The organism is Rothia sp. HMSC062F03 (assembly GCF_001836905.1).
Classification (GTDB): domain Bacteria; phylum Actinomycetota; class Actinomycetes; order Actinomycetales; family Micrococcaceae; genus Rothia; species Rothia mucilaginosa_A.
Genome location: NZ_KV830885.1, coordinates 36,484 through 57,667, shown reverse-complemented (window position 1 = coordinate 57,667; position 21,184 = coordinate 36,484). Strand labels below are relative to the sequence as shown.

Sequence of the window (21,184 nt, the reverse complement as noted above, 5' to 3'; positions counted from 1 at the left end):
GGTACGGACCGGCGACGTTCGCCAGCGGTATGAACCGGCGGCACGAACCTAGCCGGCGAAGGCGGCCTTCAGACCAATCTCCAGGGCCGCGATGAGGTCCTGAACATCCTCAATGCCGATTGCCAGGCGCACGAGGCGGTCGTCCACGCCGAACTCGTCGCGGTGTTCCTGGGCGTAGGCGCCGTGCGTGGTGTGCGCGGGCAGGCTCACGAGCGATTCGATACCGCCCAGGCTCACGGCGTTCACGAAGATGGGCAGGGCGCGGGCGAAGGCCTGCGCGTCGCCGCCGTCCTTGAGCAGCAACGAAAAGACGGAACCGATGCCGCGGGCCTGGCGGGACTGCACCTCCGCCTGTTCCTCGGAGGAGTTGCCGGCGTAGAAAATCTTCTCGACCTCGGGGCGCTCGGAGAGGAACTCGATGAGCTCGCGGGCGTTCTGCTGCTGGCGTTCCAGGCGCAGGGCCAGGGTCTTCACGTCTTGCAGCAGGCGGTAGGAGTCAATCGGGGGCAGCAGCGCGCCGCTGACGAGCTGACCGCGGTGCAGCAGAATGGCCAGGTCGGGGTCGTTCGTGGCCGCGACGCCGGCGAGCAGGTCTGCGTGGCCGGCCAGGAACTTGGTGGCAGATTGCACGGTGATGTCCGCGCCGAGTTCCAGGGGACGCTGCAGGTAGGGGGTCATGAAGGTGTTGTCCACGATCAGCAGGGCGCCGTGGCGGTGCGCCAGCTCCGCAACCGCGGCAATGTCGGTGACCTGCAGGGTGGGGTTCGTGGGGGTCTCAAGGAAGACGACCTTCACGTCCGGGGCGAAGTCCTCATCGCTCAGGGTCGTGAAGTCGCTGATGAAGCGGGTCTTCACGGCGCGCTTAGTCAGCTCGGTGGTCGCGAAGCGGTAGGTGCCGCCGTAGGTCGGCATGCCCAGCAGCAGGGTGTCGCCCGCCTCCAGAATGCCGAGGGCCGCCGCGGTTGCCGCCATGCCGGAGGGGTACGCGTAGGCGTGCTCCGCACCCTCGAGGGCGGCGAGGGTCGCCTGCAGGTTATCGCGGGTGGGGTTCGCGCCGCGCTGGTACATGTAGGTGGTGTCCTCGCCGGCGGTACCGAAGGTGCTCGCCAGGTAGACCGGCGGCACGGACGCATCGTAGCGGGCATCGTGCACGGCGTGGATGGTGCGGGTCGTGAAACCGGTCGGTTCGAGCTGGTTCTGCTGGCTCATGGTGGTTCTCTTCCGTTCGGGCTACCCCGAACGCGGGTGTAGCTGCTGGGTGTCGTCGTGTATCCGGGATTTACCCTACCCGCATTTTTTATGCCGTTCTAGCCCCGAGTCACGGGGGTTAATATGTTCACGCAACGTCATATAAAAATGCGTTGAGGGCGCACAAAATACCCGCATTAAAACATTCTTTTACGGTGAAAGAAATGCATTAATCCGGGTATTTTGAGTGATATTACGACGTATATTTGGGGCGCCTAGAATCGCGCCATACGGGCGCGCGGTATCTGATACTCAGGAACTACGCCTAATGAGCCAGGGCCGCGGTCAGGCCGCGCTCCAAATCCTCGATGATGTCCTCAATCTCCTCGATGCCGATGGCCAGGCGGATGAGGTTGTCGCTCACGCCGTACTCGTCGCGGTGCGCCTGAGTGTAGGCGGCCTGCACCATGAGCGCGGGGCGGACCACCAGCGACTCGATGCCGCCCAGGCTCACCGCGTGGCTGAAAATCTTCAGGGCTTCGAGGAAGGCGGGCAGATCGGCGCCGCCCACCAGCTCCATGGAGATGAGCGCGCCCAGGCCGTTCGCTTGGCGGGCGTGCACCTGCGCCTCGTACTCGCTGTGCGAACCCGCGTAGAGCACGCGCTTCACGGCGGGGTGCGCCTCCAGGTAGTTGATGACCTCGATGGTGTTCTTCTGCTGCTGGGTCAGGCGCAGCTTGAGGGTCTTGACCTCCTGCAGCAGGCGGTAGGAGTCGGTGGGCGAAAGCATTGCACCGGTAATCATCTGCAGGTGCCAGAGGCGCTCGGCGAGCGCGTCATCGTTGGTTGCGGCGACGCCTCCGAGCAGGTCGGCATGGCCGCCCAAGTACTTGGTGGCGGACTGCACGCTGATGTCTGCGCCCAGGTCGAGGGGCTTCTGCAGCAGCGGGGTCATGAAGGTGTTGTCGACGACCACGATTGCGCCGTTGCGGTGGGCAATTTCGGCGATGGCGGCGATGTCGCTCACGCGCAGTAGCGGGTTGGAGGGGCTCTCCAGGAACACCATGGTCACGTTGTCGGCGAAGTCCTCGTCGGTGAGGGCCGTGAAGTCGCCGATGAAGCGGGTCTTGACGCCGCGGGCGGGCAGTTCGATGGTCGCGAAGCGGTAGGTGCCACCGTAGGAGGGCATGCCCAGCAGCAGGGTTTCGCCTTCCTTGAGGATGCCGAGGGCGGCAGCGGTGGCGCCCATTCCGGAGGGGTAGGCGAAGGCGTGCTTGGCGCCTTCGAGGGTTGCGAGCGTGGTTTCGAGGGCCGCGCGGGTGGGGTTGCCGCCGCGCTGGTAGTCGTAGGGGCCTTCGGTGCCGTCACAGGGCTGGGCGTAGGTGGTGGTCGTGTAGATCGGAGGCAGGATGGAGCCGTACGGGTTGTCGCGGTCCGTAGTGTGAATTGCCTTCGTCGTGAATCCGGTCATGCTGTCCTCGGCTAAGGTTGGGCATAAAATGCAGGGATAAATACACTGTCAGCTTAGGGCTCTTTTGGGGTGCTGACTAGTTTTTTCTTTTCTATGACCGGGTGACTTTTTATGACTAAAAAACGGCGTTATATTTCGACATTTTAGACATATATTTCGTCATATTTCGCGCGTGAAAAGACCCGGCAGTCGGTACACGTGTGTGCTGAGTACCGGCCGCCGGGCTCCACACTAGGATACCGGCTCAGCACCCCAGAACATAAGGGTAGGTTTACCTTAAAGCTGAACTGCTCCTCCACAAGGGGCGATACCGCTTGCAGAGGAGCCCCCCCCCCCGACACATCGGACACATAAGAGGGGCGCACCCGGGAATCACCCCGGGTACGCCCCTCTCCATTCAAACGCTTGCAAGCGCCTGATTTTTGTAATTACACGCTACGGTATCCGCGGCTCAACAGCGCAGACTACTTCGACAGCACCTGACGCTTCGCAGAAATCACGCCCGTGTTGAAACCGGCCAGGTGCAGGCCTCCGTGGAAACGTGCGTGCTCAATCTTCACGCACTTATCCATCACCACGTTCAGGCCAGCGGCCTCACCGATTGCGGCGGCCTCCTCGTTCCAGGAGCCCAGCTGCATCCAGACGGTCTTTGCGCCCAGATCCACGGCCTCCTGAACCACGCCCGGCAGGTCCTCGTTACGGCGGAAAATCTCCACTAGATCCGGGACCTCCGGCAGGTCCTGCAGCGATGGGTACACCGGCTGACCCAGCACGAGCTTGCCCTTCGCCGCCAGAATCGGGTTCACGAAGTACAGCTTGTACGGCGAAGCCGACTGCAGGTATGTCGCCACGAAGTAGGAGGCGCGCGAAATCTTATCGCTCATACCCACGATCGCGATGGTGCGGGTATTACGCAGAATGTTCAGACGCTCAGGGGCGGAAGGACCCACCCAGGTACGCTTCTCAGTCATTACTTCTCCTCCTGAGTGGTAGTAGGCAGGGAGCAGGATGCGCCAGCAGCTTCAGCGGCGGCAGCGTCCTCGGCGGCCTTGGCGGCGGCAACCGCCTCCTCGGCCTCCACGAGCTTGTCTGCGCTGGACTCGCCCACACGCTCACCGGCGTGGTTCAGGCCGGTCGCGTAGGTCAGCGCCTGATCCAGGTCCCAGATGATGTCTTCCACGTCTTCCAGACCCACCGAAATGCGGATCAGATCCTCGCCCACCCCGGCGGCCTCAAGCTGCTCGCTCGAAAGCTGCTGGTGCGTGGTCGAACCCGGGTGCAGAACCAGGGTGCGGGAGTCACCGATGTTCGCCAGGTGGCTTGCCAGCTGCAGCGCACCGATGAACTCGCCACCGACCAGGCGACCCGAGGCCTTCTCGGTGCCCTTCACACCGAAGGAGAACACGGAACCAACACCCAGCGGCAGCAGCTTCTTCGCGCGCTCGTGGTGCGGGTGGTCTTCCAGGCCGGCATAGTTCACGTAGGCGATGCGCTCATCCTCAACCAGCCAGTTGACGATCTGCTTGGCGTTAGCCAGGTGAGCGTCCATGCGCTGCGGCAGGGTCTCGACGCCCTGAAGCAGGTAGAACGCGGCCTGCGGGCTCAGCGACGGGCCGAAGTCACGCAGCTGCTCGGAACGCAGCTTGGTGAGGAAGCCGTACTCGCCGAAGTTACCCCACCAGGACACGCCGTTGTAGGAGGGCACGGGCTCGGTCATGGACGGGAAGTTGCCGTTGCCCCAGTTGAAGCGGCCGGACTCGACGACAATGCCGCCGAGGGTGGTGCCGTGGCCACCCAGGAACTTGGTGACCGAGTGGATAACGATGTCCGCGCCGTGCTCGAGGGGGCGAATCAGGTAGGGGGTGGAGATGGTGGCGTCCACGACCAGGGGGATGCCGGCCTCGTGGGCGACCTCTGCGAGGCCCTCCAGGTCGGCAACCTCGCCGGAGGGGTTGGCGACAACCTCGGTGTAGATTGCCTTGGTGTTCTCGGTCAGTGCCGCCTTGTAGTCGGCGGGGTCGGTGCCGGCCACGAAGGTGGTGTTGATGCCGAAGCGGCGCAGGGACACGTCCAGCTGGGTGACGGTGCCGCCGTACAGCTGCGAGGAGGCGACGATGTGGTCGCCCTGCTGGCACAGAGCCGCGAAGGTGATGAACTCGGCGGCCATGCCGGAGGCGGTGGCCACCGCGCCGATACCGCCTTCGAGGGAGGCGATGCGCTCCTCCAGGGCGGCGACAGTGGGGTTCGACAGGCGCGAGTAGATGTTGCCGTACTTCTGCAGGGAGAAGAGGTTCGCGGCGTCGTCAGCGTCTTTGAAGACGAAGGAGGTGGTCTGGTAGATGGGGACCGCGCGGGATCCGTGCTCGGCGTCGGGGGTGCCGCCCGCGTGCAGTGCGCGGGTGCGGAAGCCGAAAGTGTGTTCAGCCATTGGTTTGCTCCTGGTGTATCTGCCCGCCTGTGTGCGGGGAGTCGATAGTGGCTCGACTTTATACTGTGCCACCGGCGCGGGGGTGCACCAAGTGCGGGTACCTATGTGTCGTTTGTTGCGGATTATGACGGGCTGTTTTCGGTGAGGCGGGGCATCATATCAGCCGTCATAACAGAAGTTGTTATGACGGTTGTTATGATGCGCGGTCAATGAGACCGATGGAAACACCCGGTTTTAGCCTGCAATTCCGGTGTTTTTAAGATTCTAAAAGTGGTGAGAATACCGCATCATAGCAACATCATCGCAGGATCATAACAACATCATCGCAGAACTTGTTATGATGCTGTTATGACGTTGCTATGACGTTCACCAAGAAGTAGCCATCGGGAGCATGCATGGAAACAAACACCGCCGAACTCATCGAAAACCTACGCCGTAGCCAGGCTGAAAACGGGCGAGTAGAAGTCAAAGCTGCAGCTGGCGGGTTCCCCAAGTCCGTTCTTGAAACCGTTAGTGCCTTCGCCAATGGAGACGGTGGCACCATTCTTCTTGGCCTCACCGACCCGGCTGAAGGTCTACAGCCAGTTGAAGGTTTCAACGCACAGGCAGTCCACGACGCATCCGTTGAGGCAATCCGTTCCAAGATCACACCTCGACCCCCGGTAGATATTCAGATTGAGGCGGCAGACGAGCAGCACCGTATCGTGCGCATCGATGTGCTCCCCGGCGACCCGACGCAGAAGCCCTACTACATCGAAGCACACGGCATGTATAACGGCTCCTACCAGCGCGTCGGCGAGGCCGATATTCGCCTCACCAAGTACGAGATTGACCGCCTCCTAGAGAACCGCAGTCAGCCCCGCTACGACGAGGAGCTGGTCAGCGAGGCAAGCTTCAAGGACCTCTCTCCCACCCTTGTGAGTGCCTATGTCGCTCGCCTCCGGGAGGAGCAACCTCGCGTTTTTGCGGCGCTTTCTGACCGTGAGGTTCTTCTGCAGGCACGCATTCTACGCATCGATTCTGAGGGCCGAGAAGTGCCCACTCTTGGGGCGCTTCTCGCCATGGGATCCTACCCGCAGGCGTTCTTCCCGCAGCTGATGATGAGCGTTGTTGTTCTTCCCGGTGAAGAGCTTGGTGAGGTCACTGAGGACGGTCGACGTTTTCTGGACAATCACAGCTGTACCGGGCCTATCCCCTCCATGTTGGACGAAGCTATGGGCGTTTTGGTTCGCAATATGCGCAAAACGTCCACGATGGAGGGCCTCAACAGTAGCGGTATCGGGCGGGTTGAGCGCTACGAGTATCCGCTGGAGGCTATCCGCGAGCTCTTGGTTAACGCCCTCATGCACCGCGACTACTCGCCGGGTGCGCGCGGCTCGCAGGTGCAGGTTGAGCTCTACACCAACCGCCTGGTGGTGCGTAGCCCGGGCGGTATCTACGGTGCTGTGACTATCCGAGATTTCGGTCAGCCCGGTGTTTCTTCAACCCGCAACAGCTACTTGGCAAGCATTCTGACTGATCTGCCCGACCCGGGTACGGGGCGTTTGATTGCAGAGAATAGGGCTTCCGGTATTCCCACGGTTCTGCGCGCGCTGAAGGAGGCGGGTCTGCCCGCTCCCCAGTTTGCTGACCGTCTACTCTATGTGCAGGTCACTCTGATGCAGCCCCCGCAGGGTGCGTCTTCTACGGAACAGAAGACCGCGCCTGAGGATAAGACTCAGCAAGCAACCCATGCCGCGGGCAAACATTCAGCCGACGCCGTCGAACCGGCGGGCGCCGATGCGTTGCTTGACGGCCTCAGCGAACGCCAGGCTGGTATTGTGCGCGGCCTGCGTGCACAGGGCGAGGCTGTTTCCACGACATATATCCAAGAGCATTGGGGTCGGGGCGCTTCACGTACCTCCATTACGAATGATCTGCGCCATCTTGTGGAGGCGAAGCTGATTGTTCCTACGGCTCCGCCGCGTAGTAAGAACCGTAAGTATCGCGCTGCTTAGACGCGCCCGATAAAAGGTACACAGAAAGGGGGAGGAAAATAGAGCGGTTATTCTCTATTTCCCTCCCCTGCGGCTACTCAGCCAAGACCTTACTTAGCCGCAAGCCCATTCAAAGACGACCTGCGAGAAGTCGCGGGCGGCAAGCGCCTCCGGAGTAATCAGCCAGTTCGCCGCACCGGCGTCACCCCACATCACGTACACGCCCTCCTCGGCGTCCTCGCCCCACTCCGATTCAATGGTCAGCAGGTTCACGGTGTGGCCGCGCAACTCCTCGAACTCGTCGCGTGGGTCCTCCTGCACGAACGAGGGGTAGCCACCAATATGCGAGTAGTCCCTCTCCTCCGATTCGAAGGGCTCCAGCAGGTTATAGGAGGCGTCATCGCGTGCGTTCGGTTCCTCGGGAAGCTTCTGGTCCGGGTACATCTCATCCCAGGCGTCAGCGAACCGGTCGTAGATTTCGTAGCCACCATCCAGGAAGCCCTGCTCCCAGGGTTCGAAGGCAAGTGCGTACTCGGTGGTTGCCTCAGAAACATCCATGCCCTCAGGTCCCAGAGGCCAGCCGTAATCACCCCAGTCGATGGTCGGGAAGGGAACCGGGAACTGCACATCCGGGTTCGGCTCACCCAGCTTCTCGTAGTAGACGACGCGGTGGTTCTTCTGCGAGAGCGGGTTCTCGTAGTCGTAACCCCACATGCACTCTTCGTCATTCGGGTTAATCCAGAACTGCAACATACCGGTCGCCGGGTAAATGTCATTCTCGGGCAGCTCAGCGCAGTTAATCTGCGCAATCATGCCCAGCGGCTCACCCTTCTCATTGGTCGGCGCAGACTCGCCAGCGGGCAGGTACGGTCGGCCACCAAACTTGGATGCGGTCTGCGGCAGCGGGGCGTCGGGGAGGGTTACCTTCAGGCGGATTGCCTGCTTGCGGGCGCCACGCTCGTTGAGTGCGTCGATGACGCGGCGTGCCTGCACCAGGGTCTCTTCGGAGGGCTTGTTCTTCGGCATTGTGTGCTCGTTTCGTCGGTGAATTAATCGGTGTGTAAGGTTCGGTGTGTCAGGCACGGGCAACGGTACCGCTGCGCCTTCTACCCCCATTAGACCCTATTTCGGGCGGGCGCGCACCAATTCCGGTCACGAGTGCATCCGGCAGGCAAGAAGCAGGTGCGTAGCGTGCAGAAAGCCCCGCCTCCTCACCCTCATGCGCAGGCATGAGAGGTAAGAATGCGGGGCTTCCCGGCGAATCTCTACGAGAGGCTAGAACCTTTAGAGTGCCTTCTCGATGGTCTCCAGAACACCAAGCGCGGCAGCCGGGCCAGCGTTCAGGAAGAACATGTCAGAATCCACGCTGTGCGCGTGCTTCTCGGTAACAGCCTTGAGGGTGCTCCACAGCGCCTCACCGGTCAGCTTGGACTCGTCGCCGCCCTGCACACCGTAGAACAGGTAGTCGCCGTCAGCCTGGTCAAGCTGCTCGGAGCTCAGGTCGATGGAGGTCTTCTCAACCTGCGCAGCTGCGGGACGTGCCAGGGACGCATCCGCGCAGATGGAGCCCACGAACGAGGACTTCGCGAAGATGCGGGTGCGGTCAGCGGAAGCGTACAGGAAGGAGAAGGTCTTCTCGCTGCCAGCCTTCTGACCGACCGACTTCGCCTTGGTGTTGTACTCCTCCATGAGCTTCTCAGCCTTCTCGGTGGTGCCCAGCGCGGCGGCGATCAGCAGGAAGTCCTGCTTCCAGTTGATGCCGGTACCCTCGGTGACCACGGTCGGTGCAATCTTGGCGAGGGACTCGTACAGCTCGTCCTTCTTGTTGGTGTTGTTGATGAGGATCAGGTCGGGCTTGAGGTTTGCGATGGCCTCAACGTCCGGGTCGGTGCGCTTGCCGACCTTGGCAATCTTGTCGAGCTCTGCGGACTTATCGGAGAACTTGGTCTTCAGGTAGGAGGGGACCAGGTCGGCGTCGCCTGCGGTTGCGGCGCCGACGGGCACAATGCCCAGGGAGAGCACGCCGTCGAGCTGACCGGTGGAGAGAATCACGACCTTGGAGGGTGCGGATTTGATGGTGGTTTCACCGCGGAAGTGCTTGACGGTGCGGGGGAATTCGCCGTCAACGGTGGTGGTACCCATGCCGGAGGGCAGGGCGGAGGGTGCCACCTTCTTACCGGTCGCAGAAGCAGACGCGGAGGAAGAGCCGGAAGTGTTGGAGGAGCCGCATGCCGCCAGGGCGAGGGCGCCGAAGGAGCCGAGTGCGAGTGCGCCGAAGGAGCGGCGGGTGATCTTATTTGTCATATTTGCCATGCATATTAGGATAGCCTCATCTAAACCTGTAGGATACTAAAGGGCTCAGATTTTATTGCATATCTCACGTTTAGGACTGCCTGAACATCGTAATAATTCACCCTCACCTCCTGTACGGTAACCGCACGACAACCCACAAGCAGCCACGATGACACCACAGAACACCGCAGCCACCCCGGCAAGCGCCCCCGCGCGCACCACGGCCTACCGCGCCGCCCCCAGCAAGGAATCCATCGCGGCGGTTCGGGCGCTCTCCGGCTCCTCCGACCAGCTCGGCGGCAAGAACGGTAAGGGGCCGTCTATCTCGCGCGTCACCATCGCGCTCATCCTCGGATGCCTGCTGCTCGTGTTCCTCTGCGCTCTCTCCTTCGCGGTGGGTTCGCACATGTTCGCTCTGGATAGGTCCGTCGATGGCTTCCTGAACCCGGACGCGAACACCATCGAGTCCAAGCTCATCTGGGCCAAACGCGCACCGCGCACCGCCGCGGCGCTGCTGGTGGGTGCGGCCCTGGCGGTATCGGGCGTGCTCATGCAGGCGCTGAGCCGCAACCCGCTGGCCGAGCCGGGCCTGCTGGGCGTGAACTCGGGTGCGGCCGCCTCCGTGGTCGTGGGCGTGGGTGTCTTCGGAGTGTCCTCCCCATTCGTGCAGCTGTGGCTGGCCTTGCTGGGTTCCGGCGTGGCCGCAACCCTCGTCTTCATGATGGGCCTGGTCGACTCCAAACCCAACCTGGACTCGACGGCCCGTCTCGTGCTGACCGGCGTGGCGGTCAACGCCTGCCTGGGCACGATTACCGGCATTATCACGATGTTTAATTCGAAGGCTTTTGATTCGCACCGTTTCTGGGTGGTGGGTTCGCTGGAGAACCGCACCTTTGAGCAGGTGCTGTCTGCGCTACCCTTTGTTGCGTTGGGTTTGGTGCTGTCGTTCATTCTAATTGGTCCTCTGCGTGCCCTGGCACTCGGTGAGGATGCGGCCGCCGGCCTGGGCGTGCCCGTCACACTGGTGCGCGCCGCGACCATCGTGGCCATCATGGCGCTCTGCGGTGCCTCGACCGCAATCGCCGGCCCCATCGGCTTCGTGGGTCTGGTCGTGCCGCATGTGGTGCGTCTGCTGGTGGGTTCCGATATTGCGCGTGTGCTGCCGCTGTCGCTGGTGTACGGCCCGGTGTTGGTGCTTGCCTCCGATATTTTGGGTCGCGTTCTGGTGATGCCGAGTGAGCTTGAGGTGGGTATTGTGACCGCGTTCATCGGCGCACCCATGCTCATGCTCCTGGTGATGCATCTGAGCACCGGTTCGAGGGGCGCGAAGAAGAGCCGCATGGGTTCGAAGGCGCAGGCGCACGATGAGTCGGGTCCGGCTCACGTGTCGGAGCACGGTCCGCATCGTGCTCAGCGCCCTGTTGCGCGTGGTTCGTCTGGTTCGACTGGCGTATCTGGTTTGTAGGCCCCGGTTTCTGAGAGGTTTTATTGTGAGCGTTGTGTCTCGTTCTGTAGCCGGGTCTGTTGTTGCCGGGTCTGTGCGTATCCCTGGGCGTTACCGCACCCCGATTCCCCGCACCCTGCTGGTGGTGGCACTCATTCTGGTGGTGGCCACCGCATCCCTGATCTATGGGAGCTACGAGATGACCCCCGAGCAGGTCTTCCGCCTGATATTCCAGGGCGAGGGAACCGAGATTGAACGTCAGCTGGTGCTCAATCAGCGACTGCCCCGCATGCTCGCGGCCCTTGTCGTGGGTGCGGCCCTGGGCCTGTCGGGCGCGATTTTCCAGTCGGTGTCGCGCAATGCTCTGGGTTCGCCGGATATTATCGGCTTCACGGTGGGCTCCGCGACCGGCGCCCTGTCGGTGGTGCTCATCGGCCCGTTGGCCGCAACCGGCGTGGGCATGGGCATGGGCGCCATCCTGGGTGGTTTCGTGACGGCGGCCGTGGTGATGCTATTGGCCGGCCTGGGCGGCGGCGCCACGATGGGTCAGAAGATGGTGCTCATCGGTATCGCGGTGAGCGCGATGCTCAGCTCCGTGAACGACTACCTGATTACGCGCGGCGACCTGGAGAAGGCCGAAGCCGCGAAGACCTGGCAGCACGGTTCGCTCAATGCCATCTCGTGGGGGCAGATGGAGGTGCAGTCCGTCATCCTGGTGATTGCGATTCCCCTGATTTTGATGCTGACGCGCCGCCTGCGCACCCTGGAGCTCGGCGACGACCTGGCGGCGGGTCTGGGCCTGCCGGTCAGGAGGAGCGTGAACCTGCTGGTGGCCGCCGCCGTGTTGCTGGTGGCTATTGCGATTTCCGTCGCGGGCCCGATTGGCTTCCTGGCGCTGATTGCCCCGCAGCTGGCGCGCCGCTTCTGGCGCACGCCGGGCACGGCCATGTGGCATTCGGCCCTGATGGGTGCGGCAATCCTGGTGCTGGCCGATTTTGTGGCGGCCCGCGCGCTGGCGCCCTTCCAGATTCCAGTGGGCCTGGTGACGGGTGCGATTGGTGGCCTGTATATGCTGTGGTTGCTGAACCGTCAGCGCCACTAGCCTTCGCCGCAAACCACGAACCTGTAACGCGCCGCCGGGTGCCTCTCAGCGAGGTGCCCGGCGGCGCGTTAAATATTTTCTAGATTTACCCGGGGGTAAAACAAAGAACGCTTATCGTGTCAGGGGTCGCTCATAGAGTGTAGGTGTTGGAAGGGACGATCCTTCCGGCCGAGCACACCGCCTCCCGCGGTGTTGCCAGCGGATTAATTCAGCATCTACGGAAGGAACGGTCATGGAAAACACCACTCGCGAGGGCCAGTACGCACAGGCGCAGATTTCTTGCACTGCCGATGAGCAGCTTCGTCGTGATGAAGAGTTCAACTGGCTGATGCAGTGCGGCACCGTGGTGCGTATGGAACGCTTCGAGGTGGAGGAGTTCCGCACCGTTCTGGAACAGCTGGTTGCCGAAGGTTCGTGCTTCCGTACCGCGCCGGTATCTTCCACTATGGGCCGCGTGATGCGTCAGCTGACTCAGGGTGCTTCCGGTTACGAGGCGAACCTGCGCGAGCTTCGTGCGGCAGCGCAGAACGCTCTGCTGTTCGTGTTCCCCCTGGAGAAGGACCTGGAGATGTGCCTGCGTTTTGAGCGCGTGCAGGGTACCGGGCTGGCGCTGACCCGCCTGGGCGTGAGCCCGGTCAATGGTGACCTGTGGGTCAAGCACTGGGCCATGCGTTCTCTGGAGTGCACCGATGCGGTATTCGCGGTGGAATCCGCTCCGGGTGCCTGCAATTTTGAGCTGCGCCGCAAGACGTTCTACGCGATGCTTTCGATGGTTGAGCTGTCGACCTTGGGTCTGGCGGCTGAGCCGAAGGACTTCTCCATGTTCGACGACCCGAAGGCTGTGTGCACGAAGTTCAAGCGTGAGCGCCGCGATTGCCGCCGCGCGATGCGCACCCAGTACGACCGCGCCGCGTAAGGCATGTGTGTATGCCCTACTCGGCATACGCGTTCAAAGGCCTAGCCAGTGGCGTTTTGTGGACTGTTAGAGCCACTTATTCTTCTTGAAGAACCAGTAGAGGAGCAGACAGGAGACCAGCATCAGCAGCAGGGCTGCGGGGTAGCCGAACTCCCACTTGAGCTCGGGCATAACCTCAAAGTTCATACCGTACACCGAGCCAACGATAGTGGGCACCATGAGGAGTGCCGCGTAGGCGGAGATTCGTTTGGTGTCGTCGTTCTGTTGCTGGCCGAGCAGGGTGTCGTGCACGCGCAGGGCGTTTTCGAGGGAGCTGCGAAGGTCTTCGAGGCGTTCTTTTGTTTGGGTTACGTGGTCGAGCACGTTGCGGAACTGGCGGGCCAGCTCCACGGCCTCGTCTTCAACCTCGCCCTGGCTCGCGCCCGGGTAGGGGGACGGGTCGAGCGCGCCGGTGCGTAGGCCTTCAATGATGCGACCCATCATCGGTTCGAGGGGTCGGCAGGCTCGCTGAAAGTCGATGACCTGGTTGAGCAGCTCGTAGATGCGCTGGGCGAGGGAGTTGGCGTCTCGCCGCTCGTTGGTGGAGAAGAGGATGTCTTCAATCTCGTCGTTGTCGTTCTCGAGTCCCTCGAGCACGGGGGCGTACCTGTCGACAGTGCTGTCGAGGATGCGGTGCAGCAGTCGGGCGGGGGATGCATCGGGGGTGGCGTAGAGCAGGTTGAACTTGTCGTTGATGCGCTGTTCGTCGCGAACGAGTGCGAGGGTGTAGCGGGGGCCAGTGAAGAGGTGCAGTTCGCTAAGACGCACTTCTTCTTCTTTGTCGAGGTAGATGGCGGGGCGGATGACCGCGAAGAGGGAGTCTCCGTAGCGTTCGAGCTTGGCGCGCTGGTGGCCGCGGGTGGCGTCTTCGATGGCGAGTTCGTGCAGGTTGAAGGTTTTTTGCAGGGCGTGTAGTTCGTGGATGTCGGGGTTGGCGTATCCGAGGGCTACGGCGGTGTTCTTGTCCGCGTAGGCGCGGAGGGTTTCTTCCTCGGTGGCACCCAGCTGAGGGCGGTCCGAGCTCGGGTAGATAGCTCCGGTGATATAGGACATCGTTTTTCTCCTCTGAACGCACTAGCACCACTTTTGTGGCCCTTACCCAGCATACGGGATGCACCTCTCCGCAGTCACCCGCAGGCGCCTCCCACCCGCCATGTGATAAGTCTCCGATCACGCTCCTGTCGATAGTATGGGAAAGCCCCCGGAAGACACCTATAAGGTAGCCTCCGGGGGCTTTCGCGTATTGAGCTTTTGAGCTTAGTCTTCGTTGATGAGGTCGCGAACCACAATGGTCTGGTCGCGGTCCGGGCCCACACCAATCGCGGAAATACGGCAGCCAGAGAGCTCCTCCAGCTTCAGCACGTACTTGCGGGCGTTCTCGGGCAGCTCATCCAGGCTCTTCGCATCCGAAATGTTCTCGGTCCAGCCGTCGTAGTACTCGTAAATCGGCTTGGCGTGGTGGAAATCGGTCTGGGTCATCGGCATCTCGTCGTGACGCACGCCGTCCACATCGTAGGCCACGCAGACCGGAATCTTCTCCAGGCCGGTCAGCACATCCAGCTTGGTGATGAACAGGTCGGTGAAACCGTTGATGCGCACGGCCTGGCGTGCCAGCACGGAATCGTACCAGCCGCAGCGGCGGGGGCGGCCGGTGTTCACACCGAACTCGCCGCCGGTGGTGCGCAGGTAGTCGCCCATCTCATCGAACAGCTCAGTCGGGAAGGGGCCGGCACCCACGCGGGTGGTGTACGCCTTCTGGATACCGATTACGCGGGTGATGCGGGTCGGGCCCACACCCGAACCCACGCAGGCGCCGCCGGCGGTCGGGTTCGAGGAGGTCACGAACGGGTAGGTGCCGTGGTCCACGTCCAGGAAGGTGGCCTGGCCGCCCTCCATCAGCAGGGTCTTACCCTCGTCCAGCGCCTTGTTCAGCAGCTGGGTGGTGTCCACAATCATGGGCTTGAGGCGCTCAGCGTAGGACATGAAATACTCGACGATTTCCTCAACCTCAACATGGCGGCGGTTGTAGACCTTCACCAGCAGCTGGTTCTTCTGGCGCAGCGCGCCCTCAACCTTCTGGCGCAGGATGGATTCGTCGAGGATGTCCTGCACGCGCACGCCGAGGCGGCCAACCTTGTCCATGTAGGCGGGGCCGATACCGCGGCCGGTGGTGCCGATGGCGCGCTTGCCGAGGAAGCGCTCGGTCACCTTGTCCATGGTCTGATGGTAGGGTGCGACCAGGTGCGCGTTAGCGGAAATCTTCAGGCGGGAGGTGTCAGCGCCGCGGGCCTCGAGGCCTTCGATCTCTGCGAAGAGAGCCTCGGGGTTCACGACCACGCCGTTACCAATCACGGGGACGGCGTTGTCGCTCAGAATACCGGCGGGCAGCAGCTTCAGCTCAAACTTCTGGCCGTTCACCACCACGGTGTGACCGGCGTTGTTACCGCCGTTGGGCTTGACCACGTAGTCTACGCGGGGGCCGAGCAGGTCGGTAGCCTTGCCCTTACCCTCATCGCCCCACTGGGCGCCCACAATCACGACAGCTGACATTTTGTGCTCCTTGAAAGCTTCGAAGAGACGCACCGGATTTCACGGCGCGGCGGCGTCCCATCATCCGCAGAGTGAATGTGGAGTGAATAGGCACACCTCTTCCCATGATACCGTGCCGTTCCCTTTAAGTCCCACGGCCCGGGACTTAAATATCGGCTCGGTGCAGGAAACAGCGCGACGCCCCCGCCTGAGTGTTCGAGGCAGGGGCGTCGCGTGGGAGTGGCACGTGCGGGCGGGATGCCCGCTACGAGCTATCGAATGATCTTGATGAAGGTCATCGGGTACTCGTACAGGTCGCAGCGAGCAGCTGCCATGGCGGCCAGCGAGTGGAAGACGACCATCAGGATGGTCACCACCGCGGGCACCACCCACAGGATGAGGCCGAGGATGCCGAAGGTCAGCACAATCGCCAGCCAGGAGGCGGCGCTAATGACCCACAGGGAGAAGTTGAAGTTGAACGCGCGGCGGGCGGATTCCTTCGTGAAGTTGTAGCCGGGCTTGTCCTTGTAGATGAACCACATCACGAGCGGAGCAATCACGCTCAGGGTTGAGAAGGACAGCAGCGAGAGAATGGCCGAGGCCAGGTGGGCCAGAATCGCCATGTTCTTATCGTCCGCCGAGGAGGGGGCGAGAGTGTAGGAACCCTGCGGGTAATAGTTCTGCTGGTAACCGGCCTGGTAGTTCGGCACCTGCTGGCCATAGGGAGGCTGCTGAGGTTGGTTGTACTGGTCGGGATACTGCGACATTGTCTTCGTTCTTTCTTTAATCAATGAGCGAATACGGCGGGGAGGGGCGCCCATCCGGTGCCCCCGGAGCCCTTATGATGCCTCCACCCTATCAGCGCAAGGTAAATAGAGCGTTAACCTCGGTGGGATGGCGGATAAAAACTTCACGGCTCGCCGGGTTCACGGTCTGCGGGGTCAGCCGATATACACGGGGTAGTACCAGAACGCGGGGGCATCCTCGGCGTTCCAGCGCTGTTCCCTCACCTCGGAGTATTTCTTGCACACCTTGCTGATGGCCATAATCAAGAAGACGAACCAGAGAATCACCGGAATACCAGCGGTGCTCATCGCCAGGATGACCCCAAGAAAGGAGAGTGACACGGCCGCCTGATTATCAAAGGGATAGATGATTAAAGCGTCAATCAGCGGGTTGCAGAAGACTACGATGGCGAAAAAGAGCCATGCGCCGCGGGTTATTTCCCAGGTGGTGGGGGCGCCGTCGGGGTACAGCGCATCCACCTCGCGAATATAGCCGACCGTTCCTTCCGGTAACCGCTGGTTGGTGGCGGCGCCGGGGCCCTTCATGGCACTCTCGGGGGCGGGGCGGGTGCCCGGAATATCCTGAATGTGCATCCGCTGGAGGGAGGAGTCGGGCGTGCCAAAGATTGGCGTGGGCGTCACCTTGAGGGTGGGGGTGTAAGAGTAGACTCCCGGCTCCCGCTCCGGCGCGCTCTCGGCGGTCGGTGATGCGGTGTTCTCCGAGGCTTGCTGCGAGGAAGCTTCGGCCGGGGCCTCGCCATTCCCCAGGGAGATGTTCATGTAGCTCGGAACGGGCAAGGAGTCGTCCCACAGGGGCTGGTAGGACTCTTGCTCTTTTCGAGGCTGCTGCGAAGTGTGCTCGGTCATCGCAATCTCCTTCGGCGGTGGTCGTAACTTAATCCTATCCCTGCCACGTGTTTGCACAGGTGGAACACTTTTTAGTGCGCGTATATTACGCGGATCCATCGGATCCAGAACGCGAACGCCGGAGGCGGGCTCCCCGCCCGGCCCCGGTTCCCTTCGACACCGACGGTTCTTCTTTCACCATCCCACACGGACCTGGCAGAACTCTCAATGTTCACAATGTGTCATGAGAGTCTATTTTGTGGCGCGCACAACCCAAAATCCCCTTATCAACCCCTTAAAGGTGTATTGTGGTTCACATCTGAGGGTTTATTCTCAGGTATAACCTGCGGGACAACCCGCACCATATTCACAAACGCCTCCCAGAAACACCACGGGAGCCAAGCAAAGGAGCACCGTGACCACCACCGCCTCCCCCAACCCCCGCGGCCGGTCGCATCGACGCCGAATCGGCAGCGGGCTACTCACCCTCAGCATGGCGCTGAGCCCCCTGGCCGCACTCGGCGGCACCGCCCAGGCCGCCGAAGACCCCGACGCAATCAAGCAGCAGGTCATCAGCGACAGCATGAAGAACGCCAGCGGCACCGTGACCGCCTTCGTCCGCTTCAAGGGTAAGGGCGCCTTTGAACAGACCCAGCCCGCAGGCGTACGCGCCGGCACGCAGGCACCCGTCAACACCAGCTCGCAGGTGCAGGCCATCGCCTCCCAGGTGCAGAGCCAGGCACAGCAGGTCAGCAGCCAGTCCGGCGCGCAGGTCCTCTACACCACCCACAACGCAGTACGCGGCGTGGCAGTGCGCGGTGACGCAGAGTCCATTAGGGCACTCGCCAGCCGCCCCGACGTAGAGAAGATCTCCCCGATTCTGCCCAAGTACCGCCAGAACGCGGGCGCCGCCATCGACGCAGGCTCCCTCGCCACCTGGACCGGCACCACCAACCCCGCCGGCGCGGGCGGATACACCGGCAAGGGCGTGAAGATCGCCGTCATCGACTCCGGCATCGACTACACCCACACCGACTTCGGCGGTAGCGGCAAGCTCGAAGACTATGAGAAGGCATCCAAGCTCACCGAGCTGCCCTCCGCAGACTCCGGGCTCATCAACCGCACCAAGGTTGCTGGCGGCTACGACCTCGTCGGTGACAACTACGACGGTAGCAACACCGCTGTTCCCGACGGCAACCCGCTCGACTGCACCACCGGCGGCCACGGCACCCACGTGGCGGGCACCGCGGCAGGCTACGGCGTGAACGCCGACGGCACCACCTTCACCGGCGACTACAGCAAGCTCACCGCAGAGCAGCTCAAGACCATGAAGATCGGCCCCGGCGTCGCCCCCGACGCTGAAATCTACGCCTTCCGCGTCTTCGGATGCAGCGGCAGCACCAACGTCGTTATCGAGGCGCTCGACCGCGCCCTCGACCCCAACGGTGACGGCGACTTCTCCGACCGCGTGAACGTGGTCAACATGTCCCTCGGCGGCGAATTCTCCCCGCAGGATGACCCCGAAGCCTACGCCGTTGACGCGCTCACCCGCGCCGGCGTGCTCTCCGTGATCTCCGCGGGTAACGCCAACGACTACAGCCTGCGCGGCGACACCTACTCCAACTCCGGTCACCCCGCCACCGCAGCCAGCGCAATCACCGTAGCTAACGCCTACGGCTCCACCCGCGCCGTCGATGCGGCAGAGCTGACCGACCCCGCCACCGGCACCACCCGCAAGGTACGCGGCGACTACAGCGTCTCCTACCCCTGGGCACAGGCAGGTAGCAAGGAATTCACCGGTGAACTCACCGCAATCTCCGAGAACAACCGCTACGCCTGCAACGCCCTCAGCGCCGACGAAGCGGCAGCTGTAAAGGGCAAGTGGGTGCTCATCGACTGGGCCGAGGCCGACGGTGAACTCGCCTGCGGCTCCAAGGTGCGCTTCGACAACCTGCAGGCCGCAGGCGCCAAGGGCGTGCTACTCGCCGGTCACGACGAAGAACCCGGCCTGGGTATCGCGGGTAACGATACCCTGCCCGGTTTCCGCCTGGCAGCATCCGCCGCTAAGGACCTGCGTGCACAGATCACCGCAGCAGAAGCGGCAGGTAAGCCCCTGACCGTGCGCCTCGGCAACGAGCTGAAGTCCTCCCTGCGCGTGGACACCGATAAGCTGGATCAGCTGAACCCCATGAGTGCCCGCGGTTTCCACGGCAGCTATGGCTACACCAAGCCCGACATTGCGGCACCCGGCTCGTACATCACCTCCGCGGCGGTGGCGACCGGTAACGGCTCCGTGACCTTCAGCGGCACCTCCATGGCCGCCCCCTACGTGACCGGCTCCGCGGCCCTGGTCATTCAGAGCCACCCGACCTACACCCCCGCGCAGGTCAAGTCCGCCCTCATGAACACCGCAACCCACGACGTGCGCACCGAATCCGGTGACGTCTACGCGGTGGACCGCGTGGGTGCCGGACGCGTGGACACCCTTGCGGCTGTGCAGTCGAAGTCCCTGGCCTACAACGCCCAGAGCCCGAACACGACCTCGGTGAGCTTCGGCGTGCTCGAGTACGCCCCGGATGCCGGCGTTCAGACTCTCACCCGCGAGGTGACGGTGGAGAACACCGATTCCGCCGCGCACACCTACGCGCTGTCCTACGCCCCCAGCACCAATATTCCCGGAGTGGAATACTCGTTCCCCGAGTCCGTGACGCTGGCACCCGGTGAAACCAAGAACTTCACCCTGAGCGTGCGCATCGACCCGTCCAAGCTGGAAAAGACCCGCGACCCCGCGGCAGACGTCACCCAGAACGCGACCGACTACTACACCGGCGTTGAAACCGTGCCGGCGCAGTACCGCCAGTACATCGCCAGCGCCTCCGGCCGACTCGTTCTCTCCGAGGACAACGGCCAGAACCTGCGCGTGCCCATCCACGTGGCCCCCAAGCCCGTCAGCACCATGCACGCCGCCGACCGCGCCCTGACCTTCTCCCAGAAGCCCTCTAGCGAAGAGGCTCAGAAGGCAGACACCGGCTGGCAGAAGACCCCCGTCACCCTCAAGGGCACCGAGATCAACCAGGGCGGCTACCGCTCCCTGCTCGGCGCCTTCGAGTACGGTGCGAGCGTGGACCGCGTGGCCCCCACCTCCCTGTCGCTGAACAGCAACGTCAAGGCGAACCTGCAGTACGTGGGTGCTTCCTCGGATGCTCCCGCGCTGAAGGCCGCCGGCGGTAACGCCGACGACGGTACCCTGCGCTTCGGCATCTCCACCTGGGCCAACTGGGATGTTGTCTCCTATGAGAACACCTTCACCGTGGAGATTGATACCGACGGCAACAACCGCGCCGACTACAAGCTGGTCACCGACCGCGCCAAGGGCCTGGACTTCCCGCTGGTTCGCCTCTACGGCTACAAGAACGGTAGCCTCGTCGAGCTCGCCTACTACCCGCTCAACGGCGCCTGGGGCGATACGGACACCAACATGATGGACACCAACACCCTCGTGATGGGTGCACCCCTCAAGGACCTGGGCCTGACCAGCGCCAACAACCCGGACATCCAGTACCGCGTCAGCGCCACCACCCAGTACGAGTGGGGCAACGTCAGCGAAACCGGCTGGATCAAGTACCGCCCCTTCAGCCCCAAGCTGTGGTTCAGCGGCGACTCCTCCTCCGTGGCAGGCCTCTTCCCGGACGCCCCCGGTAGCTCCCTTGAGGCGCACCGCTCCGCCGACGCCCTCCCCGCGCTCGGCGAGTCCGGCACCCCCGCAAAGGCACTGCTGCTGCACCTGCACAACGGCACCGGCGACCTCTCGGGCGTGAACGGTGCAACCGGCGACCGCGCCGAGGTGCTGAACGTCAAGGAGCAGCAGGACGAGTACATCACCCCGTCCCGCTTCACCGACGTGAAGTCCGGTGACCAGTTCTACACCGAAATCTCGTGGCTGGCTCAGCGTCGCATCACCACCGGCTACCCGGACGGCACCTACCGCCCGCTGGAGTCCGTTGAGCGCGGCGCGATGGCGGCGTTCTTCTACCGCATGGCAGGCTCGCCGCAGTTCACCGCCCCGAGCACGCCCAGCTTCTCGGATGTGCCGACCACCCACCCCTTCTACAAGGAGATTGAGTGGATGAAGGCCCGCGGCATCACGACCGGCTGGTCGGACGGCACG

The 21,184-nt window shown here is 62.8% G+C and carries 15 protein-coding genes; 5 read left to right on the top strand and 10 right to left on the bottom strand.

Features of this window, described 5'->3' with window-relative positions:
* Positions 1–48: 48 nt before the first annotated feature.
* From HMPREF2674_RS05835 to HMPREF2674_RS05820, 4 genes are all read right to left on the bottom strand, one after another.
* Complete coding sequence (locus HMPREF2674_RS05835) at positions 49–1,209, bottom strand: trans-sulfuration enzyme family protein (protein ID WP_070825094.1); 1,161 nt, start codon at positions 1,207–1,209, stop codon at positions 49–51.
* Positions 1,210–1,513: 304 nt separating this feature from the next.
* Positions 1,514–2,659, bottom strand: coding sequence for a trans-sulfuration enzyme family protein (locus HMPREF2674_RS05830; protein ID WP_070825093.1), 1,146 nt, complete (start codon positions 2,657–2,659; stop codon positions 1,514–1,516).
* 464 nt (positions 2,660–3,123) lie between these two features.
* Entirely contained in the window at positions 3,124–3,630 is a 507-nt protein-coding gene (locus tag HMPREF2674_RS05825; protein ID WP_049343553.1) for a CoA-binding protein, read from the bottom strand.
* A complete protein-coding gene (locus HMPREF2674_RS05820; RefSeq protein ID WP_070825092.1) occupies positions 3,630–5,087 on the bottom strand; it encodes an O-acetylhomoserine aminocarboxypropyltransferase/cysteine synthase family protein in 1,458 nt (485 codons plus the stop codon). Before HMPREF2674_RS05820 ends, HMPREF2674_RS05825 begins: the two co-directional genes overlap by 1 nt.
* A gap of 395 nt (positions 5,088–5,482) precedes the next feature.
* Here HMPREF2674_RS05820 and HMPREF2674_RS05815 point away from each other — a divergent pair, with 395 nt between their 5' ends.
* Entirely contained in the window at positions 5,483–7,084 is a 1,602-nt protein-coding gene (locus HMPREF2674_RS05815; RefSeq protein WP_070825091.1) for an ATP-binding protein, read from the top strand.
* Positions 7,085–7,177: 93 nt separating this feature from the next.
* Here the strand turns inward: HMPREF2674_RS05815 and HMPREF2674_RS05810 are convergent, their stop codons facing one another.
* Positions 7,178–8,089 carry a YwqG family protein gene (locus tag HMPREF2674_RS05810; RefSeq protein ID WP_070825090.1) on the bottom strand — a complete coding sequence of 304 codons (912 nt, stop codon included), beginning with the start codon at positions 8,087–8,089 and terminating at the stop codon, positions 7,178–7,180.
* A 258-nt stretch (positions 8,090–8,347) separates the two neighbouring features.
* Positions 8,348–9,367: an ABC transporter substrate-binding protein gene (locus tag HMPREF2674_RS05805; protein WP_070825153.1), complete on the bottom strand. Its 1,020-nt coding sequence runs from the start codon at positions 9,365–9,367 to the stop codon at positions 8,348–8,350.
* Positions 9,368–9,524: 157 nt separating this feature from the next.
* On the opposite strand from HMPREF2674_RS05805, the gene HMPREF2674_RS05800 reads away from it, so the two are divergent.
* The 3 genes from HMPREF2674_RS05800 to HMPREF2674_RS05790 all read left to right on the top strand — a co-directional run bounded on the left by HMPREF2674_RS05800 (position 9,525) and on the right by HMPREF2674_RS05790 (position 12,817).
* Positions 9,525–10,820: a FecCD family ABC transporter permease gene (locus HMPREF2674_RS05800; RefSeq protein WP_070825089.1), complete on the top strand. Its 1,296-nt coding sequence runs from the start codon at positions 9,525–9,527 to the stop codon at positions 10,818–10,820.
* A 25-nt stretch (positions 10,821–10,845) separates the two neighbouring features.
* Complete coding sequence (locus tag HMPREF2674_RS05795) at positions 10,846–11,901, top strand: FecCD family ABC transporter permease (protein WP_070825088.1); 1,056 nt, start codon at positions 10,846–10,848, stop codon at positions 11,899–11,901.
* 232 nt (positions 11,902–12,133) lie between these two features.
* Positions 12,134–12,817, top strand: a complete 684-nt coding sequence (locus HMPREF2674_RS05790) for an integrase (protein WP_070825087.1) — start codon at positions 12,134–12,136, stop codon at positions 12,815–12,817.
* 66 nt (positions 12,818–12,883) lie between these two features.
* On the opposite strand, the gene HMPREF2674_RS05785 is transcribed toward HMPREF2674_RS05790, so the two are convergent.
* The 4 genes from HMPREF2674_RS05785 to HMPREF2674_RS05770 form a co-directional block, all read right to left on the bottom strand.
* Positions 12,884–13,909: a magnesium and cobalt transport protein CorA gene (locus HMPREF2674_RS05785; protein WP_049333886.1), complete on the bottom strand. Its 1,026-nt coding sequence runs from the start codon at positions 13,907–13,909 to the stop codon at positions 12,884–12,886.
* A gap of 204 nt (positions 13,910–14,113) precedes the next feature.
* The gene (locus HMPREF2674_RS05780) at positions 14,114–15,406 is read right to left on the bottom strand and encodes an adenylosuccinate synthase (RefSeq protein ID WP_049361888.1); all 1,293 of its coding nucleotides are present in this window, start codon (positions 15,404–15,406) and stop codon (positions 14,114–14,116) included.
* Between the two features lie 251 nt (positions 15,407–15,657).
* Complete coding sequence (locus tag HMPREF2674_RS05775) at positions 15,658–16,152, bottom strand: DUF4870 domain-containing protein (RefSeq protein WP_070825086.1); 495 nt, start codon at positions 16,150–16,152, stop codon at positions 15,658–15,660.
* A 174-nt stretch (positions 16,153–16,326) separates the two neighbouring features.
* Positions 16,327–17,037, bottom strand: coding sequence for a hypothetical protein (locus HMPREF2674_RS05770; protein WP_070825085.1), 711 nt, complete (start codon positions 17,035–17,037; stop codon positions 16,327–16,329).
* A gap of 472 nt (positions 17,038–17,509) precedes the next feature.
* On the opposite strand from HMPREF2674_RS05770, the gene HMPREF2674_RS05765 reads away from it, so the two are divergent.
* Positions 17,510–21,184: S8 family serine peptidase (locus tag HMPREF2674_RS05765; RefSeq protein ID WP_371441256.1), on the top strand; the 3,675-nt coding region annotated here is incomplete at its 3' end.